17 protein-coding genes are annotated in these 18,161 nt (G+C 70.5%); 6 read left to right on the top strand and 11 right to left on the bottom strand.

Translation table 11 applies throughout. The annotated features are described in order from the left end of the window. The first annotated feature begins 6 nt into the window (after positions 1-6). Positions 7-1,344, top strand: a complete 1,338-nt coding sequence (locus ACLQ2O_RS03055) for an MFS transporter (protein ID WP_425826899.1) — start codon at positions 7-9, stop codon at positions 1,342-1,344. On the opposite strand, the gene ACLQ2O_RS03050 is transcribed toward ACLQ2O_RS03055, so the two are convergent. From ACLQ2O_RS03050 to ACLQ2O_RS03035, 4 genes are read right to left on the bottom strand one after another with little or no spacing between them, the layout of a single operon-like run. Further along, positions 1,252-2,475 (bottom strand): ABC transporter permease, encoded by a 1,224-nt coding sequence (locus tag ACLQ2O_RS03050; RefSeq protein WP_425826897.1) that lies wholly within the window; start codon positions 2,473-2,475, stop codon positions 1,252-1,254. The genes ACLQ2O_RS03055 and ACLQ2O_RS03050 overlap by 93 nt on opposite strands. Next, entirely contained in the window at positions 2,472-3,194 is a 723-nt protein-coding gene (locus ACLQ2O_RS03045) for an ABC transporter ATP-binding protein (RefSeq protein WP_425826895.1), read from the bottom strand. The genes ACLQ2O_RS03050 and ACLQ2O_RS03045 overlap by 4 nt, the downstream gene beginning before the upstream one ends. Next, positions 3,191-4,489, bottom strand: coding sequence for a peptidoglycan-binding protein (locus ACLQ2O_RS03040; RefSeq protein ID WP_425826893.1), 1,299 nt, complete (start codon positions 4,487-4,489; stop codon positions 3,191-3,193). Before ACLQ2O_RS03040 ends, ACLQ2O_RS03045 begins: the two co-directional genes overlap by 4 nt. Then, positions 4,486-5,541: a hypothetical protein gene (locus ACLQ2O_RS03035; RefSeq protein ID WP_425826891.1), complete on the bottom strand. Its 1,056-nt coding sequence runs from the start codon at positions 5,539-5,541 to the stop codon at positions 4,486-4,488. The genes ACLQ2O_RS03040 and ACLQ2O_RS03035 overlap by 4 nt, the downstream gene beginning before the upstream one ends. A gap of 112 nt (positions 5,542-5,653) precedes the next feature. Here ACLQ2O_RS03035 and ACLQ2O_RS03030 point away from each other — a divergent pair, with 112 nt between their 5' ends. Genes ACLQ2O_RS03030 through ACLQ2O_RS03020 form a run of 3 tightly spaced genes read left to right on the top strand, consistent with a single transcriptional unit; the run spans position 5,654 to position 8,876 of the window. Then, positions 5,654-6,367, top strand: a complete 714-nt coding sequence (locus ACLQ2O_RS03030) for a response regulator transcription factor (RefSeq protein WP_425826889.1) — start codon at positions 5,654-5,656, stop codon at positions 6,365-6,367. Beyond that, a complete protein-coding gene (locus ACLQ2O_RS03025; protein WP_425826887.1) occupies positions 6,357-8,258 on the top strand; it encodes a sensor histidine kinase in 1,902 nt (633 codons plus the stop codon). Before ACLQ2O_RS03030 ends, ACLQ2O_RS03025 begins: the two co-directional genes overlap by 11 nt. Before the next feature lie 3 nt (positions 8,259-8,261). Continuing rightward, positions 8,262-8,876: a hypothetical protein gene (locus tag ACLQ2O_RS03020; RefSeq protein WP_425826885.1), complete on the top strand. Its 615-nt coding sequence runs from the start codon at positions 8,262-8,264 to the stop codon at positions 8,874-8,876. Here the strand turns inward: ACLQ2O_RS03020 and ACLQ2O_RS03015 are convergent. Genes ACLQ2O_RS03015 through ACLQ2O_RS02990 form a run of 6 tightly spaced genes read right to left on the bottom strand, consistent with a single transcriptional unit; the run spans position 8,857 to position 14,353 of the window. Beyond that, positions 8,857-9,813: an LLM class F420-dependent oxidoreductase gene (locus ACLQ2O_RS03015; RefSeq protein ID WP_425826883.1), complete on the bottom strand. Its 957-nt coding sequence runs from the start codon at positions 9,811-9,813 to the stop codon at positions 8,857-8,859. The two genes, ACLQ2O_RS03020 and ACLQ2O_RS03015, sit on opposite strands and share 20 nt — an antisense overlap. Next, positions 9,813-10,562, bottom strand: a complete 750-nt coding sequence (locus ACLQ2O_RS03010; RefSeq protein ID WP_425826881.1) for an SDR family oxidoreductase — start codon at positions 10,560-10,562, stop codon at positions 9,813-9,815. The genes ACLQ2O_RS03015 and ACLQ2O_RS03010 overlap by 1 nt, the downstream gene beginning before the upstream one ends. A gap of 7 nt (positions 10,563-10,569) precedes the next feature. Beyond that, positions 10,570-11,250: a histidine phosphatase family protein gene (locus ACLQ2O_RS03005; protein WP_425826879.1), complete on the bottom strand. Its 681-nt coding sequence runs from the start codon at positions 11,248-11,250 to the stop codon at positions 10,570-10,572. Continuing rightward, complete coding sequence (locus ACLQ2O_RS03000; protein ID WP_425826877.1) at positions 11,251-12,312, bottom strand: phosphotransferase family protein; 1,062 nt, start codon at positions 12,310-12,312, stop codon at positions 11,251-11,253. It lies immediately after the preceding gene. Then, a complete protein-coding gene (locus ACLQ2O_RS02995; RefSeq protein WP_425826875.1) occupies positions 12,312-13,127 on the bottom strand; it encodes an SDR family NAD(P)-dependent oxidoreductase in 816 nt (271 codons plus the stop codon). Before ACLQ2O_RS02995 ends, ACLQ2O_RS03000 begins: the two co-directional genes overlap by 1 nt. Next, positions 13,124-14,353, bottom strand: a complete 1,230-nt coding sequence (locus tag ACLQ2O_RS02990) for an acyl-CoA dehydrogenase family protein (protein ID WP_425826873.1) — start codon at positions 14,351-14,353, stop codon at positions 13,124-13,126. The genes ACLQ2O_RS02995 and ACLQ2O_RS02990 overlap by 4 nt, the downstream gene beginning before the upstream one ends. Before the next feature lie 69 nt (positions 14,354-14,422). On the opposite strand from ACLQ2O_RS02990, the gene ACLQ2O_RS02985 reads away from it, so the two are divergent. Beyond that, a complete protein-coding gene (locus tag ACLQ2O_RS02985; RefSeq protein ID WP_425826871.1) occupies positions 14,423-15,073 on the top strand; it encodes a TetR/AcrR family transcriptional regulator in 651 nt (216 codons plus the stop codon). Here ACLQ2O_RS02985 and ACLQ2O_RS02980 read toward each other — a convergent pair. Beyond that, positions 15,066-16,121, bottom strand: coding sequence for a LacI family DNA-binding transcriptional regulator (locus ACLQ2O_RS02980; protein ID WP_425826869.1), 1,056 nt, complete (start codon positions 16,119-16,121; stop codon positions 15,066-15,068). The two genes, ACLQ2O_RS02985 and ACLQ2O_RS02980, sit on opposite strands and share 8 nt — an antisense overlap. 134 nt (positions 16,122-16,255) lie before the next feature. Between ACLQ2O_RS02980 and ACLQ2O_RS02975 the strand changes: the two genes are divergently transcribed. Further along, entirely contained in the window at positions 16,256-18,157 is a 1,902-nt protein-coding gene (locus ACLQ2O_RS02975) for a discoidin domain-containing protein (RefSeq protein WP_425826867.1), read from the top strand. Positions 18,158-18,161: the final 4 nt, after the last annotated feature.

Here is an 18,161-nt window from a genome sequence, read left to right as displayed (position 1 = left end):
GCAGGCGTGCAGTTCATCCGGGATCTGGGCAGGCTGCTGCGGCGGGGTGACTTCCGGCGGCTGTTCGCCGTCCGGCTCAGCTCGCAGTTCGGCGACGGCGTCTTCCAGGTCGCGCTTGCGTCGTACGTGCTGTTCTCGCCCGAACGGGCGCCCGACGCGGCAGCGATCGCGGGACTGTTCGCAGTCGCGCTGCTGCCGTACTCGGTGCTCGGGCCGTTCACCGGCGTCCTGCTGGATCGCTGGTCGCGGCGGCAGATCCTGTTCGGCGCGAACGTCACGCGTGCCGCTCTTGTCCTCGTCGTCGGTGCGATCGTTGCGGTCGGCAATGCGGGCGTGCCGTTCTACCTGGCCGTTCTGCTGACGCTGGGAGTCAACCGGTTCCTGCTGTCCGGGCTCTCGGCCGGGCTGCCGCACGTGGTCGACTCCGACGAACTGGTGATGGCCAACGCGGTCACGCCGACCTCGGGCACGGCGTCCTTCCTGATCGGTGGTGGCGCCGGCGCCGGAGTGAAGCTGCTCTTCGACTCCGACCTCGCAGTACTCGGTACGACGTCCGCCGTCTACCTCGTCGCGGCCCTGCTCGCGTTGCGGCTCGGCCGCAACCAGCTCGGCCCCGAGCTCAGCGGTGACGAACCCGGCCTGGGCGAGGCGGTCCGCAGCATCGCCAAGGGTCTCGTCGACGGTGGCCGGCACCTGCGCGAACGCCGCCAGGCCGCGCTCGGCCTGGCCGCGATCGGATCGCTGCGGTTCTTCTTCGGGCTCGTCACGGTCGCGATGATCCTGCTGTACCGCAACGAGTTCTACGGTCCCGACCAGCTCGACCAGGCGTTCGGCGCGCTCGCGCTGGCGACCGGGTCGGTCGGCGCCGGGCTGTTCCTGGCCGCGCTGGTGACGCCGTGGGCGACGCGGGTGATGACGCTGCGGCGCTGGATCACCGTGCTGTTCGTGGCCGCCGCTGTGGTCACGGCGTTTCCCGGCGGGCTCTACACGCAGCCGGCGGTCGTCGTCGCCGGGTTCCTCACCGGCTTCTGCGCGCAGGGCGTGAAGATCAGCGTCGACACGCTCGTGCAGACGCAGGTCGACGACGTGTACCGCGGCCGGGTGTTCTCGCTGTACGACATGATCTTCAACGTCGGGCAGGTGTCAGCGGCCGCGCTCGGCGCGCTGATCCTGCCCGACGACGGGAAGTCGTACCCGGTGCTCGGTTTCATCGTGCTCGGATTCCTGCTCAGTGCCTTCGTCTACGCCCGGCTAAGCGCCCCGGAGCGCGGTGATCGGCTCGATGGCGGAGGCCTTCCAGGCCGGGTAGGTGCCGGCGAGCAGCCCGATCAGGGCGCCCAGTAGCGGCGAACCGAGCGCCAGCGACGTACTGAGGATCGGTGTCCAGTCGCGGAACCACGAGACGCCGATCGTGAGCAGCACGCCGACCGCCGTACCGAGCAGGCCGCCGAGGAAGCCGACGATCACGCTCTCGACGAGGAACTGACCGGCGACGTGTCGTCGGGCGGCGCCGAGTGCGCGGCGCAGGCCGATCTCGGAGACGCGTTCGAGCACCGAGAGCAGCGTGACGTTCGCGATGCCGAGGCCGCCGACGAGCAGCGCCACCGCGCCGAGCAGGAGGAACAGGGCGTTCAGATCTGACTCGACGCCTTGGCGGACGCCGCCCTGGACCGGCGGAGCGTCGACCTTGAGCGCGCTCGGGGTGTTCGGGGCGATGGCCACCGGTGCTTGACCGGCGATCAGTTGGGCCGCGCCGACCTGGGTCTTGATCTCCAGTGCGTCCGGCGACTCCAGCGCGTACGCCGTCTTCGCGGCGCCGTTCGGCATGATGACGCCGTCGAGCAGCTCGGCCCGGCCGGAGACGCCGTCGAGGATGCCGATCACGGTGTAGGCCTGGTCGCCGATGAACACCGCGGGCTGGGAGTCGACGCGGTTGATGCCGAGCTTCTCGGCGGCATGCTTGCCGAGGACAACGACTTTGTCGGCACGGTCGTCGTGGCCGGTGTCGAAGAAGCGTCCGGTCCGCAGCTGCGCTCGGACAGCGTCGAAGAGGCCGGCGGATCCGGCCATCACCTGCAGGGAGTAGCCGTCCTTGCCGATCCCCGCGACGCTGCGGACCAGGTCGTCGCCGACGTCGAGCATGCTGAACAGGCCTGCTGCTTCCACGCCGTTCAGCCGCTTGATCCGCTCGGGAGCGTCCCACGGCAGCTGGGTCGCGGCCTCACCTTCGGCTTTGTCGTCAGGCTGTACGACGACCCGCGTGGCCGCGGCGAGATCGAAGCGCTGAGTGATCTGGCCGGCCGCGGTTTGCCCGAGTCCTACAGTCCCAACCAGGGCAGCAATCCCGAGCACAGTGCCGAGAGTGGTGAGGACCAGGCGGGTTGGACGAGCCGAAACTCCTGCCAGCGCTTCATCCAAGAGATCTCTGAGTGCAGGACCTCCGGTCAGGCGCTTCTTTCTCTTTCCGGGGGTCACCACTGGAGGGTCCCGTCGACGATGCGGACCTGGCGCTGGGCGCGTCGGCTGACGTGGTCGTCGTGGGTGATCACCGCGAGCGTCATGCCCTCGGCGTGCAGTTCGTCGAAGACCTCGAGGATCGCTTCCGCGTTGGCGGTGTCGAGGTTTCCGGTCGGCTCGTCGGCGAGCAGGAGACTCGGCTCGGCGACCAGCGCGCGGGCGATCGCGACGCGTTGGCGCTCACCACCCGACAGCGTGCGCGGGCCGAACTCCATCCGGTGCGCGAGCCCGACGCGTTCGAGCGCGACGCGGGCGCGGGCCATGCGTTCACGGCGCGGGACGCCGACGTAGACCATCGAGAGGGCGACGTTCTCCAGCACCGTCCGGTGGTCGAGCAGGTGGAACGACTGGAAGACGAAGCCGATCCGCTCTCCCCGCAGTACGGCGCGCCGCCGCTCGCGCAGACTGGACGTGTCCACCCCGTCGAGCCGGTAGACCCCGTCGCTCGGGTTGTCGAGCAACCCCAGCAGATGAAGGAGTGTCGACTTGCCGGACCCGGAGGGGCCGACGATCGACAGGTACTCCCCCGCACGAATCGTCAGGTCGATGCCCTTGATCGCCCGCACTTCCGGAGGCCCTGGAAAGAAGCGGCGGACCCCGATCATCTCCACCACAGGAGCAGGCAGTGCGACAGCCGTCGCCACACCGCCGCCGATGCGACCTACATCCGCCGTCATGTGCCCACCACCACTTGGTCGCCCTCGCCCAGCTTGGCGTCGCCGGTCGCGGCGACCTCGGCGAACCCGTCTGCGGACAACCCCACCTTGACCGGGACCAGCTCGACCTTCCCGTCGCGCAGCACCTCGACGCGTGACGAGCCGTCCGACCCGGCCGACAGCGCGGCGACCGGTACGGCGAGCACCTTGCCGTTCGTGCTCTTCACCGGGATCGTGACCCGGACGTTCGCCTCGCGCAGCCGTTCCAGCTGGGCGGCGGTCAGCGACTTCGGTGCCACCACCACGTCGTACTGGTCGGCGTTGCGGCTGATCCGCCGGACGGTCGCCGGGATCACCGTGCCGTCGCCGAGGTCGAAGCTCGCGGCCATGCCGGTCTTCAGCTGCTCCTTGGTCTGCGCGTCCACCTTGACCGTGACCACGAGTGAGGCGCCGCTGACCGACATCACCACGCCGTTGACCACACCACCGCGCTCGACCTTCACGTCGTCGACCCGGCGCGGCAGCGACTTCACGAACACCACCTCGGAGACCGGCAACGGCGTACCGGACTTGAACTCGGCCTCCTCGAGCTCGTCCTGCGCGTCGTCGAGGTTCTCCGCCGCGTCGTCGACCTGTCCCTGCTCGACGGTGAAGTCCTTCTTGCCAGGTGTCGCCTTGGCCTGCTTCAACGTGGCCTTGGCCTGCCGGAGCGCGTTCTTGGCCTGGTCGACCGCCTTGTCGGCGCCGTCGACCGCCTGGGTCAGCTGCTCCTCGGCCTCCGGCGCCTCGTACCCGGCCGCCTCGTAGAGCTGCTCGACCGCGTTCGCCGTACCGCTGTCGTACTTGGAGTCGACCGTGCCCGGGTCGAAGCCCAGCCGGTCCAGCGTCTGCTCCAGCTGGAGCACGTCCGGCCCCCGGCTGCCCGGACTCAGCGTCCGGTACATCGGCAGTACGCCGGCCAGCCCGATCACCGGCCGCCCGGCGATCTCCAGCAGCACCTTGCCCTCCTTGATCGTCGAGCCGACGGCCGGCACCTTGCCGGTCACCACCGCGGGCGTCTTCAGCCCGCTGGTCTCGACCCGGACGTTCACCGCTCCGTCGAACGACGTGTCACCGCGGCCCACCACCTTGCTCGCCAGCGCCTTCTTCTCCACCGGCACGGTGATCTGGGACGCCTTCGGCGGCGCGGTCTTCGCGGCCGCGTCCTCCGGCGACTGGATCCGGCTGCCGGCGGCGACGCCGACCCCGAGCGACATCGCCGCCACCGTGGACACCCCGACCAGGACCCGCCGTCGCGACTTGGGTGACGCGCTCACCGCTCGGCCATCGCGTCGCGGTACTGCTCGAGCTCGGCCTTGTGCTGCCCGACGAACTCCTTCTCGTGCTCGGTGCCGGCCGCCTTGTACGGCGCGTCGTACGTCTTGGCCTTGCAGCCCTGGTCGACCTTGGCGAGCTCGATCTCGAACTTGCGCAGCTCGGCGAGCTTGGCCGCGTCGACCTTGTCCAGCGACGGGGCGCCGACGACGACGGAGGGCCCGCCCTTGGTCGGCTGGTCCTTCGCACCGGTCAGCTCGTTGAGCTTGGTCGAGACCTGGTTGCGGGCGTCGTCGACCTTCTTGAACCCGGCGTGCCCGGCGTCGGCCATGCAGTCGGTCCAGGCGCTGGTCGCGTCGACGACGCGCTGGTCGCTGTCGACCCGCTTGCGCAGCGCCTCCAGGTCCTTGAACAGCGACTCGAACTTGCTGAAGTCGGCCATCTTGTCGTCGCCGCTGCCGTAGACCTCCTCGCCGGCCTTGCCGCGGCAGCCCAGGTCCTGGGCGGAGGGACGCTCACCGGGCTTGACGGCCTTGACCATGCCTCCGCTCGTCGCCAGCTCGCCGTTCAGCGCCTTGTCGTAGGCCTTCTGCGCGTTCGGCGACAGCGCCTTGCGGATCTTGGCGTTCGGGTCGGTCTCCGCGCCGTCGCCGGCCGGCTTGCCCCAGTCGATGGTGCTGATCCCGTAGCCGTACTGCTCGGCGAACTTGTCCGGCGGCAGGTTGAACGCGTCGTTGAACTTGGACTTCTCGTTCGACTCCGGCGCTACGGCGACGTACTCGAAACCGGCCGTCTTCATGCAGGCCGCGGTCGCGTCCTCCATCTTGCGCTGCTGGGCCAGCTGCTCCTCGGTCGACCCGCCACCACCGGCCCGGGTCACCCGCACCATGCCGCCGTTGCCGCCGCTGCTGAAGCCTTCGCCCATGTACTCCGCGAGCGGGCTCTTGTCGTCGTTGCCCACCGGTTCCTTGTCGGCCTCCGGGGAGTTGACCGCCCCGCAGCCGGCCAGGGCCAGGACCGCTACCAGCGAGAGTGCTTTGCGTGAGTTCTTCATGGCGGTGAGCCTGACGGCGCGGCGATGAAGAACCTGTGAAGGAGCGATCAGCACCCGATGCTCTCAGCCGATCTTCATCGGATTCTCATGAACGTCAGTCATCGTCGTGGACATGCCAGCCCGGATTCTTGTTGCCGAGGACGACCGGAAGCAGGCGGAGCTGATCCGGCGCTACCTCGAGCGCGAGGGTCACCTGACGGTCGTGGTGCACGACGGGCGGGCGGCCATCGACGAGGCGCGCCGGCGCAGTCCCGACCTGCTCGTGCTCGACGTGATGATGCCGAAGGTCGACGGCCTGGACGTCTGCCGGGTGCTGCGCGCCGACACCGGCAACGGGGCCGACGTCCCGATCATCATGCTCACCGCACGCTCGACCGAGGACGACCTGCTGCTCGGCCTCGACCTCGGCGCCGACGACTACCTGACCAAGCCGTACAACCCGCGCGAGCTGGTCGCCCGGGTGCGGACCGTGCTGCGACGGACCCGGGTCCGGTCCGAGGGCGAGGTGTACCGGGTCGGCGACCTCGAGATCGACCCGGTCCGGCACGAGATCCGCCTGGCCGGTGAGCTGATCGAGGCGACGCCGGCGGAGTTCAAGATCCTGGCCTGCCTGGCGGCGTCGCCGGGCCGGGCGTTCTCCCGGCAGCAGCTGCTGGAGCACGCGTTCGGCTTCGACCACTACGTGTTCGACCGGACCATCGACGTGCACGTGATGAACCTGCGCAAGAAGATCGAGGCCGCACCGGGCAACCCGAAGTACCTGCGCACGGTGTACGGCGTGGGCTACAAGCTGGCCGACAAGGTGGTGTCCTCCGATGCGTCGTAGCGTCCTGGTCCGGTTCCTCGGGCTCTCCCTGGCGGTCGCGCTCGGCGCGGTGATCGCGACCGCGGTGATCGCCACCTACAGCACGTCCGAGCAGCTGCAGGGCGAGATCGACACGAACATCTCCCAGCTGGAGGTGGACACCCGGATCTACGCCGACCTCAGCGACTACGCCTCCGACCACGCGTCCTGGGACGGCGTGGACAAGCTGGTCCACCAGCTCGCCGACGAGACCGGGCGCCGGGTCGCGCTGACCGACGCGGACGGCTCGGCGATCGCCGACTCGGCCAGGATGCTCGGCGCCTCACCGGATCTCCCGTCGGTGCCGGCGGCAACGATCGACGCCCGGAACCAGGGCGGTGGCGCGCTGCTCCGGGCCCAGGCGGTGGCCGGGGTCTCGGTCCGGTCGATGGCCCCGGTCACGAAACCGGCCATGACGGCCGCGTTCCCGGCCGGCTTCGGCCCGTACAAGTCCTGGGGCCTGACCGAGCAGGAGCTTCGCGACCGCGAGCAGCTCGCCCAGCAGGCGGCCGCGTGCTTTCGCGCGCGGGGCGTCACCGCGACCGTGACCAGTGGTGGCGACCTGGCCCCGCAGCTGATGGTCGAGAACGGCAAGACCCCGGACGGCGTCGCGGTGATGTCGTTCACCGCGGCCGACTCCGTCCAGCCCGACGAGTGCGTTCCGCCCGGCCTGGACGCACCGAGCGCGAAGGCGATCCAGGTCAACGCCGATGAGGTCCGGCGGACCGAGACCTGCCTGAAGGCGGCCGGCGAGCCGTACCAGCTGACCCGGCAGGACGGGCTCGGCGCTGTCATGCCGCCCGACCGCGAGAAGCAGGTGTCGTCGGAGTTCGTCGACTGTACGACGACCGCCCGCTCCGAGGCGCTGGCGCCGTACGTCGCTCCGGCGGCGAAGCTCTACCTCGGGTCGAAGAGCACCTTCAACGTGTTCTCCACCGAGGGCCTCCTGCGGACGGCGGCGACCGCGCTCGGCGTGCTGCTGATCGCGGCGGTGGTGATGATCTTCACCGGCCGGCGCCTGGTCCGGCCGATCCTCGCACTGACCGGCGCCGCGCAGCGGATGACGAACGGCGACCACGCGGCCCGCGTCCCGGTTGCCGGCAAGGACGAGGTGGCGCGGCTCGGGCACGCGTTCAACGCGATGGCCGAGTCGATCCAGCAGCACGACCACCAGCGCAAGGCGATGGTCAGCGACGTGGCGCACGAGCTACGCACGCCGCTGGCCAACATCAAGGGCTACCTGGTCGCCTCCGAGGACGGCGTCGTACCGCTCGACCGTGAGCTGGTCAGCTCGCTGCTGGAGGAGACCGGGCTGCTCGAGCACCTGGTCGCCGATCTGCAGGACCTCGCCCTGGCCGACGCGGGCATGCTCCGGATGCATCCGGCGACGCGTGACCTGGCCGAGGTGGCCGATCAGGTCGTCGCCGCGCACCGCCCCGCCGCCGAGGCCGCGGGCATCACGTTGACCGCGGCAACCACCGGCGTGGCCCCGGCGGTCGTCGACAGCGCCCGCATCCGGCAGGCGCTCGGCAACCTGGTCTCCAACGCGATCCGCTACACGCCCGACGGCGGCCGCGTCGTCGTCGGCGTCCGCCGCTCCGGCGACGACTACTTGCTCACCGTCACCGACAGCGGCACCGGCATCGCTCCCGAGCACCTCCCCCACCTCTTCGACCGCTTCTACCGCGTCGAGCACTCCCGCTCCCGCGCCACCGGCGGCAGCGGCCTCGGCCTGGCCATCACCAAGCACCTGGTCGAAGCCCACCAGGGCACGATCTCCGCGACCAGCCGGCCCGACCACGGTTCCACCTTCACGATTCACCTCCCGGCCCGTCAGGGATCTTCCGCCGGCGGTGACCCGCTGCGACACTGAGCCGTGAGTTATCCGCCGCCACCGCCACCGCTGAACTACGCGCCGTACGGCGGGCCGCCGAAGAAGAACCGGGCCGGACTGGTCATCGTCCTGCTGATCGCTGTGGTCGTCGCCTGCGTGGGCGCGGCCGGGTACATCGCGTACGACCTGGCCAGCGGTCGCGACAAGGAGCCGAAAGCAACCGAGCAGGCGGACAGCACCCCCGTCGCGCCGCCGTCGGCGAAGCCGACGCCGGTCAAGCCCTCGGTGACCAAGCCGGTGGTGAAGCCCACCGCCAAGCCGACGGTGAGGCCGACGGCGCCCAGGCCGACGAACACGGTCGCGAGGCCTCTGCAGGCGCAGGCGGTGGCCCTCACGTTCGTCGCGAACCTGAACGCCGGCCGACCCGCTGTGGCGGTCGGGCTGGCCTGCGTCGACACCAGGGACTTCGTGCGGACACTGGTCGACAGGATGATCGCGTCGCCGACGAATCTGGTGATCGGCGCGCAGAGCGGGTCCGAGCCGACGCTGGTGTTTCAGCTCAGCGGCACGACCAAGGGCAAGCGGGCCTTGGGTGTCGTCCTGGTCAACACCAGCGCGGCCCCCTGCGTCCAGGTGATCAACGTGGGGACGTTCTAGCCAGCGCTCGGGCGGTGTCCAGCAGGTTGTCGCCGGTGGGCAGCGTGGCGATGATCGGAGTGTCGAGGCCGTTGTCGACGTACGCCTGGATCTTGGCCTTGCAGTCGTCGGCCGAGCCGTGCACCACCAGGTCGTCGATCACCTCGACCGGTACGGCGGCCATCGCCGCGTTCCGGTCGCCTGCGGCGATCGCCGCGCGCATCGGGCCGAGTGCCTCACCGCGACCGAGCCAGTCGTGGAAGGCCGAGTAGCCGGGCACGGTCAGGTACGTCGCGATCAGGAAGCGCCCGATGTTGCGCGCCATCTCAGCGTCCTCGGTGACGCAGACGAAGATCCGTGCCGCCAGCTCCTTGCCGTCGCCGAGCTCGGCCCGCACCTGCTTCACGTCGCCGGCCGACAGCCAGTTGGTGATCGCGCCGTCGGCCTCCCGCCGAGCCAGCTTCAGCATCTGCGGCCGAAGCGCCGCCAGCATGATCGCGGGCGGTACGTCGGGCGCCTTCTCCAGCCGGAACCGCTGGATCGTGAAGCTCTCGAACGCGCCGTCCACCTTCTCCCCGGCGAACGCCTGCCGCAGGAACCGCAGCACGTCCCGGGTCCGCGCCAGCGGCGGGTCGTACGCGATCCCGTTCCACCCGGTCACGATGGTCTCCGACGACGCCCCGATCCCGAGCACGAACCGCCCCGGCGCGAGATCGGCCAGCGCGGCCGCGCTCATCGCCAGCGCGGCGGGCCCGCGCGTGTGCACCGGCACGACGGCCGTCCCCAGCCGCAGCTTGTCGTCCCACTCCGAGGCGAGCACCAGCGGCGTGAACGCGTCGCTGCCCGCGACCTCCGCCGACCACAGGTCCGTGTACCCCAGCGAGGCCAGCTCGCCGATCAGCGCCTTGTGCTCACGCAGCGGCACCCCGGTCAGCGGAACAGTCAGTCCCAGACGCATCAGATCAGTCTCCTCAGCACCGGCAGCGGTGCGACCTTCATGAACCTCGCCAACGGCTCCCACGGCCAGGCCGGCACGTAGGCGCGTCCCTTCTCCGCCTCGATCGCGGCCACCATCGCGCGAACGCCGACCTCGGTCTCGACCATGAACGGGGTCTGCTGCACGTGGTCGTTCAGCTCGGACTTCACGTAGCCCGGGCAGATCGCGCTGACCTTGATCGGCTTGCCGAGCAGCTCCATCCGCAGGCCCTCGGCCAGCGAGCTGACCGCCGCCTTGCTCGCGCCGTACGCCGTCAGCGAGCGTGGCAGGCCGCGCACTCCGGCGACCGAGGTGATGAAGACCAGGTGGCCGGTGTTCCGCTCCCGGAACAGCTCCATCGCCGCCTCGGCCTGGGCCAGCGCGGCGACGTAGTTGGTCATCGTGGTCTCGAGGTTCGCGTCGAACCGGCCGGTGCCGACCGGCGTGCCCTTGCCGATCCCGGCGTTCACGATGATCCGGTCGAGGCCGCCGAGCTCGGCGTCGAGCGCGCGGAACACCGCGAACACCTGGTCGTGATCGGTGACGTCGAGCTTGCGGACGACGACGGTCCGGTCCGGGTGGGCCTTCGCCAGCTCGTCGCGCAGGTCGGTCAGCCGGTCCTCGCGGCGGGCGGTCAGCGCGAGGTCGTGGCCCTTGGCGGCGAACTGCCGAGCCATCTCGGCGCCGAGCCCGGAGCTCGCGCCGGTGATCAGGATCGTGCGTCGTCGCATCGCGGCCCTATCTGTAGGTCAGTTCGTCGGTGCCGTCGAGATGTCCGTGCTCGTTGTAGCTGACCACGGTCAGCCCGCTGCGCCCGGACACCACCTTGGTGATCGCGGTGTTGATCGTCACCGGGTTCAGCCGCAGCCAGAGGGCGTCGCCACCGGACCACAGCCGGCCCACCACGGCCGCGATCGGCCCGCCCGAGGTGAACACCAGCACGGTCTCACCTTTGCCGGTCCGCGCGGCGACCCGTCGTACGGCTGCTTCCGAACGGTCGCAGAAGTCGGTGAAGCTCTCGGTGTACCCGTCGCCGCCCTGCGTCCAGCGCTCGGTCGCCGCGCTGAACATCTCCTGGAACGCCCGCGTCGGGTGCCCGGTCCGGGCCAGGTCCGCGAGCAGCACCGCACGACGCTTGTACGCCGGTTTGTGCGCGACGATCACCTGGTCGTGGTCGAACTCGTTGAACCCCTCGTCGACCTCGACGTCGGTCGCCAGTCCGGCAGCGGTCAGCGCGAGCGACGCCGTCCGGGCGTGCCGCTGCATCGCACCCGTGACGACGAGGTCGGGCTTCACCCCGCGCGCGGCCAGGGTCTCGCCGAGCCGGACGGCCTGCCGCTCACCGAGCGGGGAGAGCCGGTCGTAGTCGCTCTTGCCGAACGACGCCTGCGCGTGCCGGATCAGGTAGACGGTGCCCATTCAGCCCTTCCGGATGATCTGGCGGCAGCGGCGTTCGAGCAGGTTGACCGGGAGCCAGAGGTTCTTGAAGCGTGGGTTCCGGGTCTGTTTGTGGTGGTAGCGGTAGTAGATCTGCTGCGCGATCACGGCCAGCCGGAACAGGCCGAACACCTCGTAGAAGGCCCAGTTGCCGCGATCCAGCCCGGTCTGCGCACAGTAGTGGTCGACGATCTCGTCCCGGCTGATCATGCCCGGCGCGTCCGACGGTTGCAGGCGGAACCGCCGGAAGGCCCAGTCGTCGCCGGCCTGCACCCAGTACGCCAGGCCGCTGCCGAGGTCCATCAGCGGGTCGCCGATCGTGGCCAGCTCCCAGTCCAGTACGCCGATCACCTTCAGCGGATCCTCGGGATCCAGTACGACGTTGTCGAGCCGGAAGTCGTTGTGGATCACGCGGGAGCCGACGTCGGCCGGCCGGTTCGCCTCGAGCCAGGTCATCACCTTCTCGGCGCCGGGCACGTTCCAGGTCTTCGCCTTGCGGTAGCGCTCGGACCAGCCGTGTACCTGGCGCTCGACGTACCCGTCGCCGCGGCTGAGATCGGCGAGACCTGCCTGTGCCGGATCGACCTGGTGCAGGGCGACCAGCGTGTCGATCAGCGTGAAGCCGAGCTGCCGGGTCTGCTCCGGCGTCAGGTCGACGCCGAGCGACGACCGCCGCGGGATCGTGCCGGCGATCCGCTCCATCACGTAGAACTCGGAGTCGAGCACCGTGGTGCCGGTGCTGTGAGCAACCATCTTCGGGACGTACGGGAAGACCGGCGCGAGACCGGCCTGGATCCGGTACTCGCGGCCCATGTCGTGCGCGCTCTTCGCCTTGGTCCCGGCCGGCGGGCGGCGCAGGATCAGGTCGCGGCCGGCGTACCGGAGCAGGTACGTCAGGTTCGACGCGCCACCGGAGAACTGGCGGACCTCGGGGAGCCCGTCGGGCAGGTCGGTGTGCGTGCGCAACCAGCGGTCGACCACGGGGACGTCGAAGGAGTCCTCGTCACGAACGGCGCGAGCTCCCTCGACAGCGTCCGTCGCCACTACCGCTCTCCGGCCGACGGCACCTGATCTCCGGTCTTCGCCTCCGCGCGCTGCCGGGCGCGCGCGGCGATCTTGCGCATCTGGCGGTCGTACAGCGGGCGGGCGAACCGCTTGGTCCGCCAGGCCAGCAGCGCCGGCCGGTCCGGGATGATCAGGAACTGCTTCTTCTTCACCCCGGCGATCACCACCGCCGCGATGTCGTCCGCGGTCCGCGGCGACCTCTCGATCAGCCGGCGCGCGGAGTCACTCATCGCGGTGTCCGCGCCCTGCAGCGAGTCGGCCAGGTTGGTCTTGAAGAACGACGGGCAGACCACGGACACGCTCACGTCGTACGGGTGCAGCTCGTGCGAGAGCGTCTCGGACAGCGCGACCACGGCGGCCTTGACCGTGTTGTACGAGCTCATCATCGGCGGGTGCACGAGCCCGGCGGCGGAGGCGGTGTTCACGATGTGGCCGGACCGCTGCCGCTTGAACACCGGCGTGAACGCGCGGCAGCCGCGGACCACGCCCATCAGGTTGATGTCGACGACCCGGTCCCACTCGGCCAGCGTCTCGACGTCGATCCGGCCGCCGGTGGCGATCCCGGCGTTGTTCACCAGGATGTCCAGCCCACCCCAGGTCTGCTCGACCCACTCGGCCGCGGCGTCCCAGTCCTCCGCGCTGCGCACGTCGAGCTGCCGGTACGACGCGCCGGCCGGCGGCGTCAGGCCGTCCGCCACGTCGGTGCTCAGGACCTGGTGGCCCTCAGCAACAAAGCGCTCGACCAGGGCGAGGCCCAGCCCGCTCGCTCCACCGGTGACCAGCACCCTGCTCATTCGGACTCCTTGTACTTCGCCAGCTCGATCCGCGCCACCACTCCACGGTGCACCTCGTCGGGCCCGTCCGCCAGTCGCAACGCACGGGCGCTCGTCCAGGCCGCGGCCAGCGGGAAGTCGTCGGACAGCCCGCCGCCGCCGTGCAGCTGGATCGCCAGGTCGATCACGTCCTGCGCCATCCGCGGGACGGCGACCTTGATCTGGCTGACCTCGCTGAGTGCGCCGGCCAGGCCTTCGGTGTCGAGCAGGTGCGCGGTCTGCAGGACGAGCAGACGGGCCTGGTTGATCGCGATCCGCGCGTCGGCGATCCGCTCACGGTTCCCACCGAGGTTGACCAGCGGCTTGCCGAACGCCGTCCGGCTCAGCCCACGCCGTACGGCGAGCTCGAGCGAGTGCTCGGCGAGACCGACCAGGCGCATGCAGTGGTGCACGCGGCCCGGACCGAGCCGGCCCTGGGCGATCTCGAAGGCGCGGCCGGTGCCGACCAGGACGTTCGCGGCGGGGACCCGGACGTTCGTGAACGAGACCTCGCCGTGGCCGTGCGGTTCGTCGTACCGGTGCATGGCGGGGAGCAGGCGCTCGACCTTCACGCCGGGGGTGTCACGCGGGACCAGGACCATCGTGTGCCGCGCGTAGCGGTGCGCGTCGGGATCGGTCAGGCCCATGAAGATCAGCAGCTCGCAGTCCGGGTGGCCGACGCCGGTGCTCCACCACTTGCGGCCGTTGATCACGACCTCGTCGCCGTCCAGGACCGCGGTCGCCGCCATGTTGGTCGCGTCCGACGACGCGACGTCCGGCTCGGTCATGCAGAACGCGGACCGGATCGTGCCGTCGAGCAGCGGCTCGAGCCAGCGCTTCTTCTGCTCGGCCGTGCCGTAGCGCAGCAGGACCTCCATGTTGCCGGTGTCCGGGGCGTTGCAGTTGAACACGTACGGCGCGAGGAACGACCGGCCGGTCAGCTCGGCGATCGGGGCGTAGTCGAGGTTGCTCAGCCCTTCGCCGTACTGCTCGTTGCCGGGCTCGGCGGGCGGGAGGAAGAGGTTCCACAGACCCTGCTCGCGGGCCTTGGCCTGCAGCTCCTTGAACGCCGGCTGCGGCTGCCACGGGTCGGCGGCCGCTTGCGTGGCGGCGTGCAGCTCGGCCTCGACCGGCTCGATCTCGGTCCGCAGGAAGTGCTCGACCTGCTGGATCAGCTCTTGCGCCCTTGCGGACGGTTCGAACCCCATCATCACTCCTCGCGCTGGACGGACCGACGGTCTTGACCGTAGCGCACGTTCTAAGCAATGCTCAATAGCGTGAGTCAGGGCGGTGGAACCGAGTCGACGCCGGACGCGCCGACGCAGAAGGCCGGCGTCCCGGCGACGCCTGCGCGGCGGCGGCTGAGCGCGGACGACCGCCGCAAGCAGCTGGTCGGCATCGGCCTGATGATGCTGCGCGCGCAGCCGATCCACGAGCTGTCGATCGACGCCGTGGCCGCCGAGGCGGGCATCTCCCGCGGCCTGCTGTTCCACTACTTCCCCACCAAACGCGACTTCTACATCGCGGTCATGCGCGCCGCCGGCCGCCGCCTGCTGCGGGTCACCAAGCCCGACGCGTCGCTCCCGCCGGCCGACCAGCTGCGCCAGATGCTGCTCGCGTTCGTCGCCTTCGTGAGCCGCCGGCGCGACTCCTACATCTCCTTCGTCCGCGGCGCGGCCGGCGGCGACGTGTTCGTCGTCGAGGTGTACGCCGAGACGCGCGCGGCGCTGACCGCCCGCGTGCTCACGCTGCTCGACCAGGACGCCGAGGACCAGCCGTCGTCACCGGTCAGGCTGACCGTCCACGCCTGGCTCGCGTACGTGGAGGACCTCGCCATCGAGTGGTCGGGCCTCCCGGAGGCCGAGCGCCCGTACTCGGCCGAGCAACTCGTCGACCGCATGTTGAGCGCTCTGAAAGCCCTCAGCTAGCGGGGCCCGTGGAGTCGCGGACGACCAGTTCGGTGGCCAGCTCTATGTGGAGGGCTTCGACCTCGTGGCGGTCGAGGAGGCGGATCAGGAGGCTGACGGCCATGCGGCCCATCTCCTGGAGCGGCTGCCGGACGGTGGTGAGCATCGGTGAGGTCGCGCGGCTGACGTCGATGTCGTCGAAGCCTGCGATCGAGAGGTCGTGCGGGACGCGCAGTCCGCGCTGGGCCGCGGCTTGGAGCGCACCGACCGCGGCCTTGTCGTTGAAGGCGACCAAGGCCGTTGGCCGGCTGGGGAGGTCGAGCAGCTCGCCGGCTGCGCGGTAGCCCTCTTCGGTGGTCGGTTCGACGTACCGGACGAGGGACGGATCGGGGAGAGAGCCGGCGTCGGCCAGTGCTGCCGCGTGACCGCTGAGGCGGGCTTCGCTGGCGAGCCACTCGCGAGGGCCCGCGACGACGCCGATGCGGCGGTGGTCGAGGCCGGTGAGGTGGGCGGTGACCTGGCGGGCGCCGGAGAAGTGAGCGGCGGAGACCGAGGCGATGTCGCGCGGGAGTGGCGTGCGGGGGTCGACGACCACGAAAGGAAGCCGGCGCGCCCGCAACCGCAGGAGCTCGTCCGCCGACTCGGGCGGAAGGATGAGGATCGCGCCGCCGAGGCCGGGCTCGCCGGCCGGACCAGCGGTGCCGGGCGCCGGAGGCCGCCGGCCGCTCGCGAGGCGGGACAGGACCGGCTCCCCCGCCACGCCCTGCCCGGCATGGAGGACCAACTGACGGCCGTGGCGGTCGAGGGACTCGGCGATCGAGGTGACGATCAGGCCGAAGTAGTCGGTCAGCAGGTAAGGGCAGCGCACGTAGACCGCGCCGGCGGCCGGCTTCGGCGTACCGCCGCGCGGGCTGGGAGCCCGCAGCCCCAACTCCTCGACCGCGCGCTCGACCAGGGCCCGGGTCTGCGGGGCGACGCTGCCCTGCTGGTTGAGCACCCGGGAGACGGTCGCGATCGACACGCCCGTGGCCGCCGCCACGTCGCGGACCGTCGCGCGACCGCTAGGCATTTGTTACATCGTGTTGTTTCACGCTCGGCACCTTAGCCTGCCGCCTCAGGATCTTGACAGAGGTCGGCACTGCGGAGTTTCCTGAGGCAGTTTGTTGCAGCCGTGTTTCATCGGGGGACGACCTGAGGAGTGCGATGAGAACACCGGCAATCGCCGCCGCCCTGGCGCTCGCCACCGCGTCACTGACCGGCCCCGCCGCCGCGGCGCACCGGCCGCCGACCGAGCAGGCCCGCGTCTGGGTGACCACGCCCGACCGCGCCGAACTGCTGCACGAGCGGGCGCCGGTCGCGTTCGCCAAGGGGGACAGCAAGCAGACGACGATCACGGTCGACCCCGGTACGACGTACCAGACCGTCGACGGCTTCGGGGCCTCGATCACCGACTCCTCGGCCGCCGTGCTCTACCAGCTGTCGGCTGCGGACCGCGAGAAGACGATGCGCTCGCTGTTCGACCCGCAGCAGGGCATCGGCGTCAGCTTCCTGCGCCAGGTGGTCGGCTCGTCCGACTTCACCGCGCAGCCCGAGCACTACACGTACGACGACGTCCCGGCCGGCCAGACCGACTTCCCGCTGCGCCACTTCAGCATCGCCCACGAGCAGCGGCAGATCCTGCCGTTGCTGCGCCGGGCCAAGCAGCTCAACCCCGCCCTGAAGGTGATGGCCACGCCGTGGAGCCCGCCGGCCTGGATGAAGACCGGCGACTCGCTGGTCGGCGGCCGGCTGAAGGACGACCCGAAGGTCTACAACGCCTACGCGCGCTACCTGGTGAAGTTCGTCAAGGCGTACGCCGCGGCCGGCGTACCGGTCGACTTCCTGTCGATCCAGAACGAGCCGCAGAACCGCAAGCCGACCGCCTACCCGGGCACCGACATGCCGGTCCGCCAGGCGGCCGCGGTGATCGAGCAGCTCGGCCCGATGCTGCGCGCGGCCAGCCCGCGGACCAAGATCCTCGGCTACGACCACAACTGGACCACGCACCCGGGCGACGTCGAGAACACCCCGCCCGGCGAGGATCCCGAGACCGACTACCCGTACCAGCTGCTCAGCTCGCCGGCCGCGCGCTGGATCGCCGGTACGGCGTACCACTGCTACTCCGGCAGCCCGGCGGCGCAGACCGCGCTGCAGCAGGCGTTCCCGGAGAAGGGGATCTGGTTCACCGAGTGCTCCGGCTCGCACGGGCCGGACGACACTCCGCCGCAGATCTTCCGCGGCACGCTCACCTGGCACGCCCGCACGCTGATGCTCGGCACCACCCGCAACTGGGCGAAGTCGGTGGTCAACTGGAACATCGCGCTGAACGCCGACGGCGGTCCGCACAACGGTGGCTGCGACACCTGCACCGGTCTGGTCACGCGGCAGGCGGACGGGTCGGTGACCACCGACGCGGAGTACTACACGATCGGCCACCTGTCGAAGTTCGTGAAGCCCGGCGCGCGGCGGATCGGCTCCACGTCGTACGGGACGACCGGGTGGAACGGGCAGCTGATGTCGGCCGCGTTCCGCAACCCCGACGGGTCGACGGCGCTGGTCGTGCACAACGAGAACGACGAGCCGCGCGCCTTCGCGGTCGCGGTCGGCGACAAGTCCTTCGAGTACACGCTGCCGGGCGGCTCGATCGGGACCTTCGTCTGGGAGCGCGACCTGCGCTCGGAGTACAAGGCGGTTCCGCTCGCTTCGGCGACGGCGTCGGTCGGCGCGGACCTCGCCGCTCTTGCCGTCGACGCCGACGGCTCGACGCTGTGGCAGAGCAAGGAGGCGATCGCGTCCGGTCAGTCCGTGCAGGTCGATCTCGGCACGGCCCGGACGGTACGACGGGTCGCGCTCGACAGCGGTGGCACCATCGGCGACTACCCGGGGACGTGGCAGTTGTCGTACAGCAACGACGGTACGACGTGGCGCCCACTGAAGACCGGCACCTCGAACGGTCAGCTCACGAACGTGGACGTCTCGCCGACGCGGGCCCGCTACCTGCGGATCACGTCGACCGGCGCGGCCGACCACTGGTGGACCTTGGCGGACGTGCGCGTCTACAGCTGAGCCG

The sequence above is a fragment of the Kribbella sp. DT2 genome (assembly GCF_049844575.1).
GTDB lineage: Bacteria > Actinomycetota > Actinomycetes > Propionibacteriales > Kribbellaceae > Kribbella.
Note: the sequence above shows the minus strand (reverse complement) of the source record. Positions and strands in the feature narration are given on the sequence as shown.

Excerpts from the sequence above, each read along its gene's own strand:
- ACLQ2O_RS02975 (WP_425826867.1), top strand. The coding sequence starts at position 16,256 with ATGAGAACACCGGCAATCGCCGCCGCCCTGGCGCTCGCCACCGCGTCA.
- ACLQ2O_RS03035 (WP_425826891.1), bottom strand. The coding sequence starts at position 5,541 with ATGAAGAACTCACGCAAAGCACTCTCGCTGGTAGCGGTCCTGGCCCTG.
- ACLQ2O_RS03010 (WP_425826881.1), bottom strand. The coding sequence starts at position 10,562 with ATGCGACGACGCACGATCCTGATCACCGGCGCGAGCTCCGGGCTCGGC.
- ACLQ2O_RS02990 (WP_425826873.1), bottom strand. The coding sequence starts at position 14,353 with ATGGGGTTCGAACCGTCCGCAAGGGCGCAAGAGCTGATCCAGCAGGTC.
- ACLQ2O_RS03030 (WP_425826889.1), top strand. The coding sequence starts at position 5,654 with ATGCCAGCCCGGATTCTTGTTGCCGAGGACGACCGGAAGCAGGCGGAG.
- ACLQ2O_RS03015 (WP_425826883.1), bottom strand. The coding sequence starts at position 9,813 with ATGCGTCTGGGACTGACTGTTCCGCTGACCGGGGTGCCGCTGCGTGAG.
- ACLQ2O_RS03045 (WP_425826895.1), bottom strand. The coding sequence starts at position 3,194 with ATGACGGCGGATGTAGGTCGCATCGGCGGCGGTGTGGCGACGGCTGTC.
- ACLQ2O_RS03025 (WP_425826887.1), top strand. The coding sequence starts at position 6,357 with ATGCGTCGTAGCGTCCTGGTCCGGTTCCTCGGGCTCTCCCTGGCGGTC.
- ACLQ2O_RS02995 (WP_425826875.1), bottom strand. The coding sequence starts at position 13,127 with ATGAGCAGGGTGCTGGTCACCGGTGGAGCGAGCGGGCTGGGCCTCGCC.
- ACLQ2O_RS02980 (WP_425826869.1), bottom strand. The coding sequence starts at position 16,121 with ATGCCTAGCGGTCGCGCGACGGTCCGCGACGTGGCGGCGGCCACGGGC.
- ACLQ2O_RS03005 (WP_425826879.1), bottom strand. The coding sequence starts at position 11,250 with ATGGGCACCGTCTACCTGATCCGGCACGCGCAGGCGTCGTTCGGCAAG.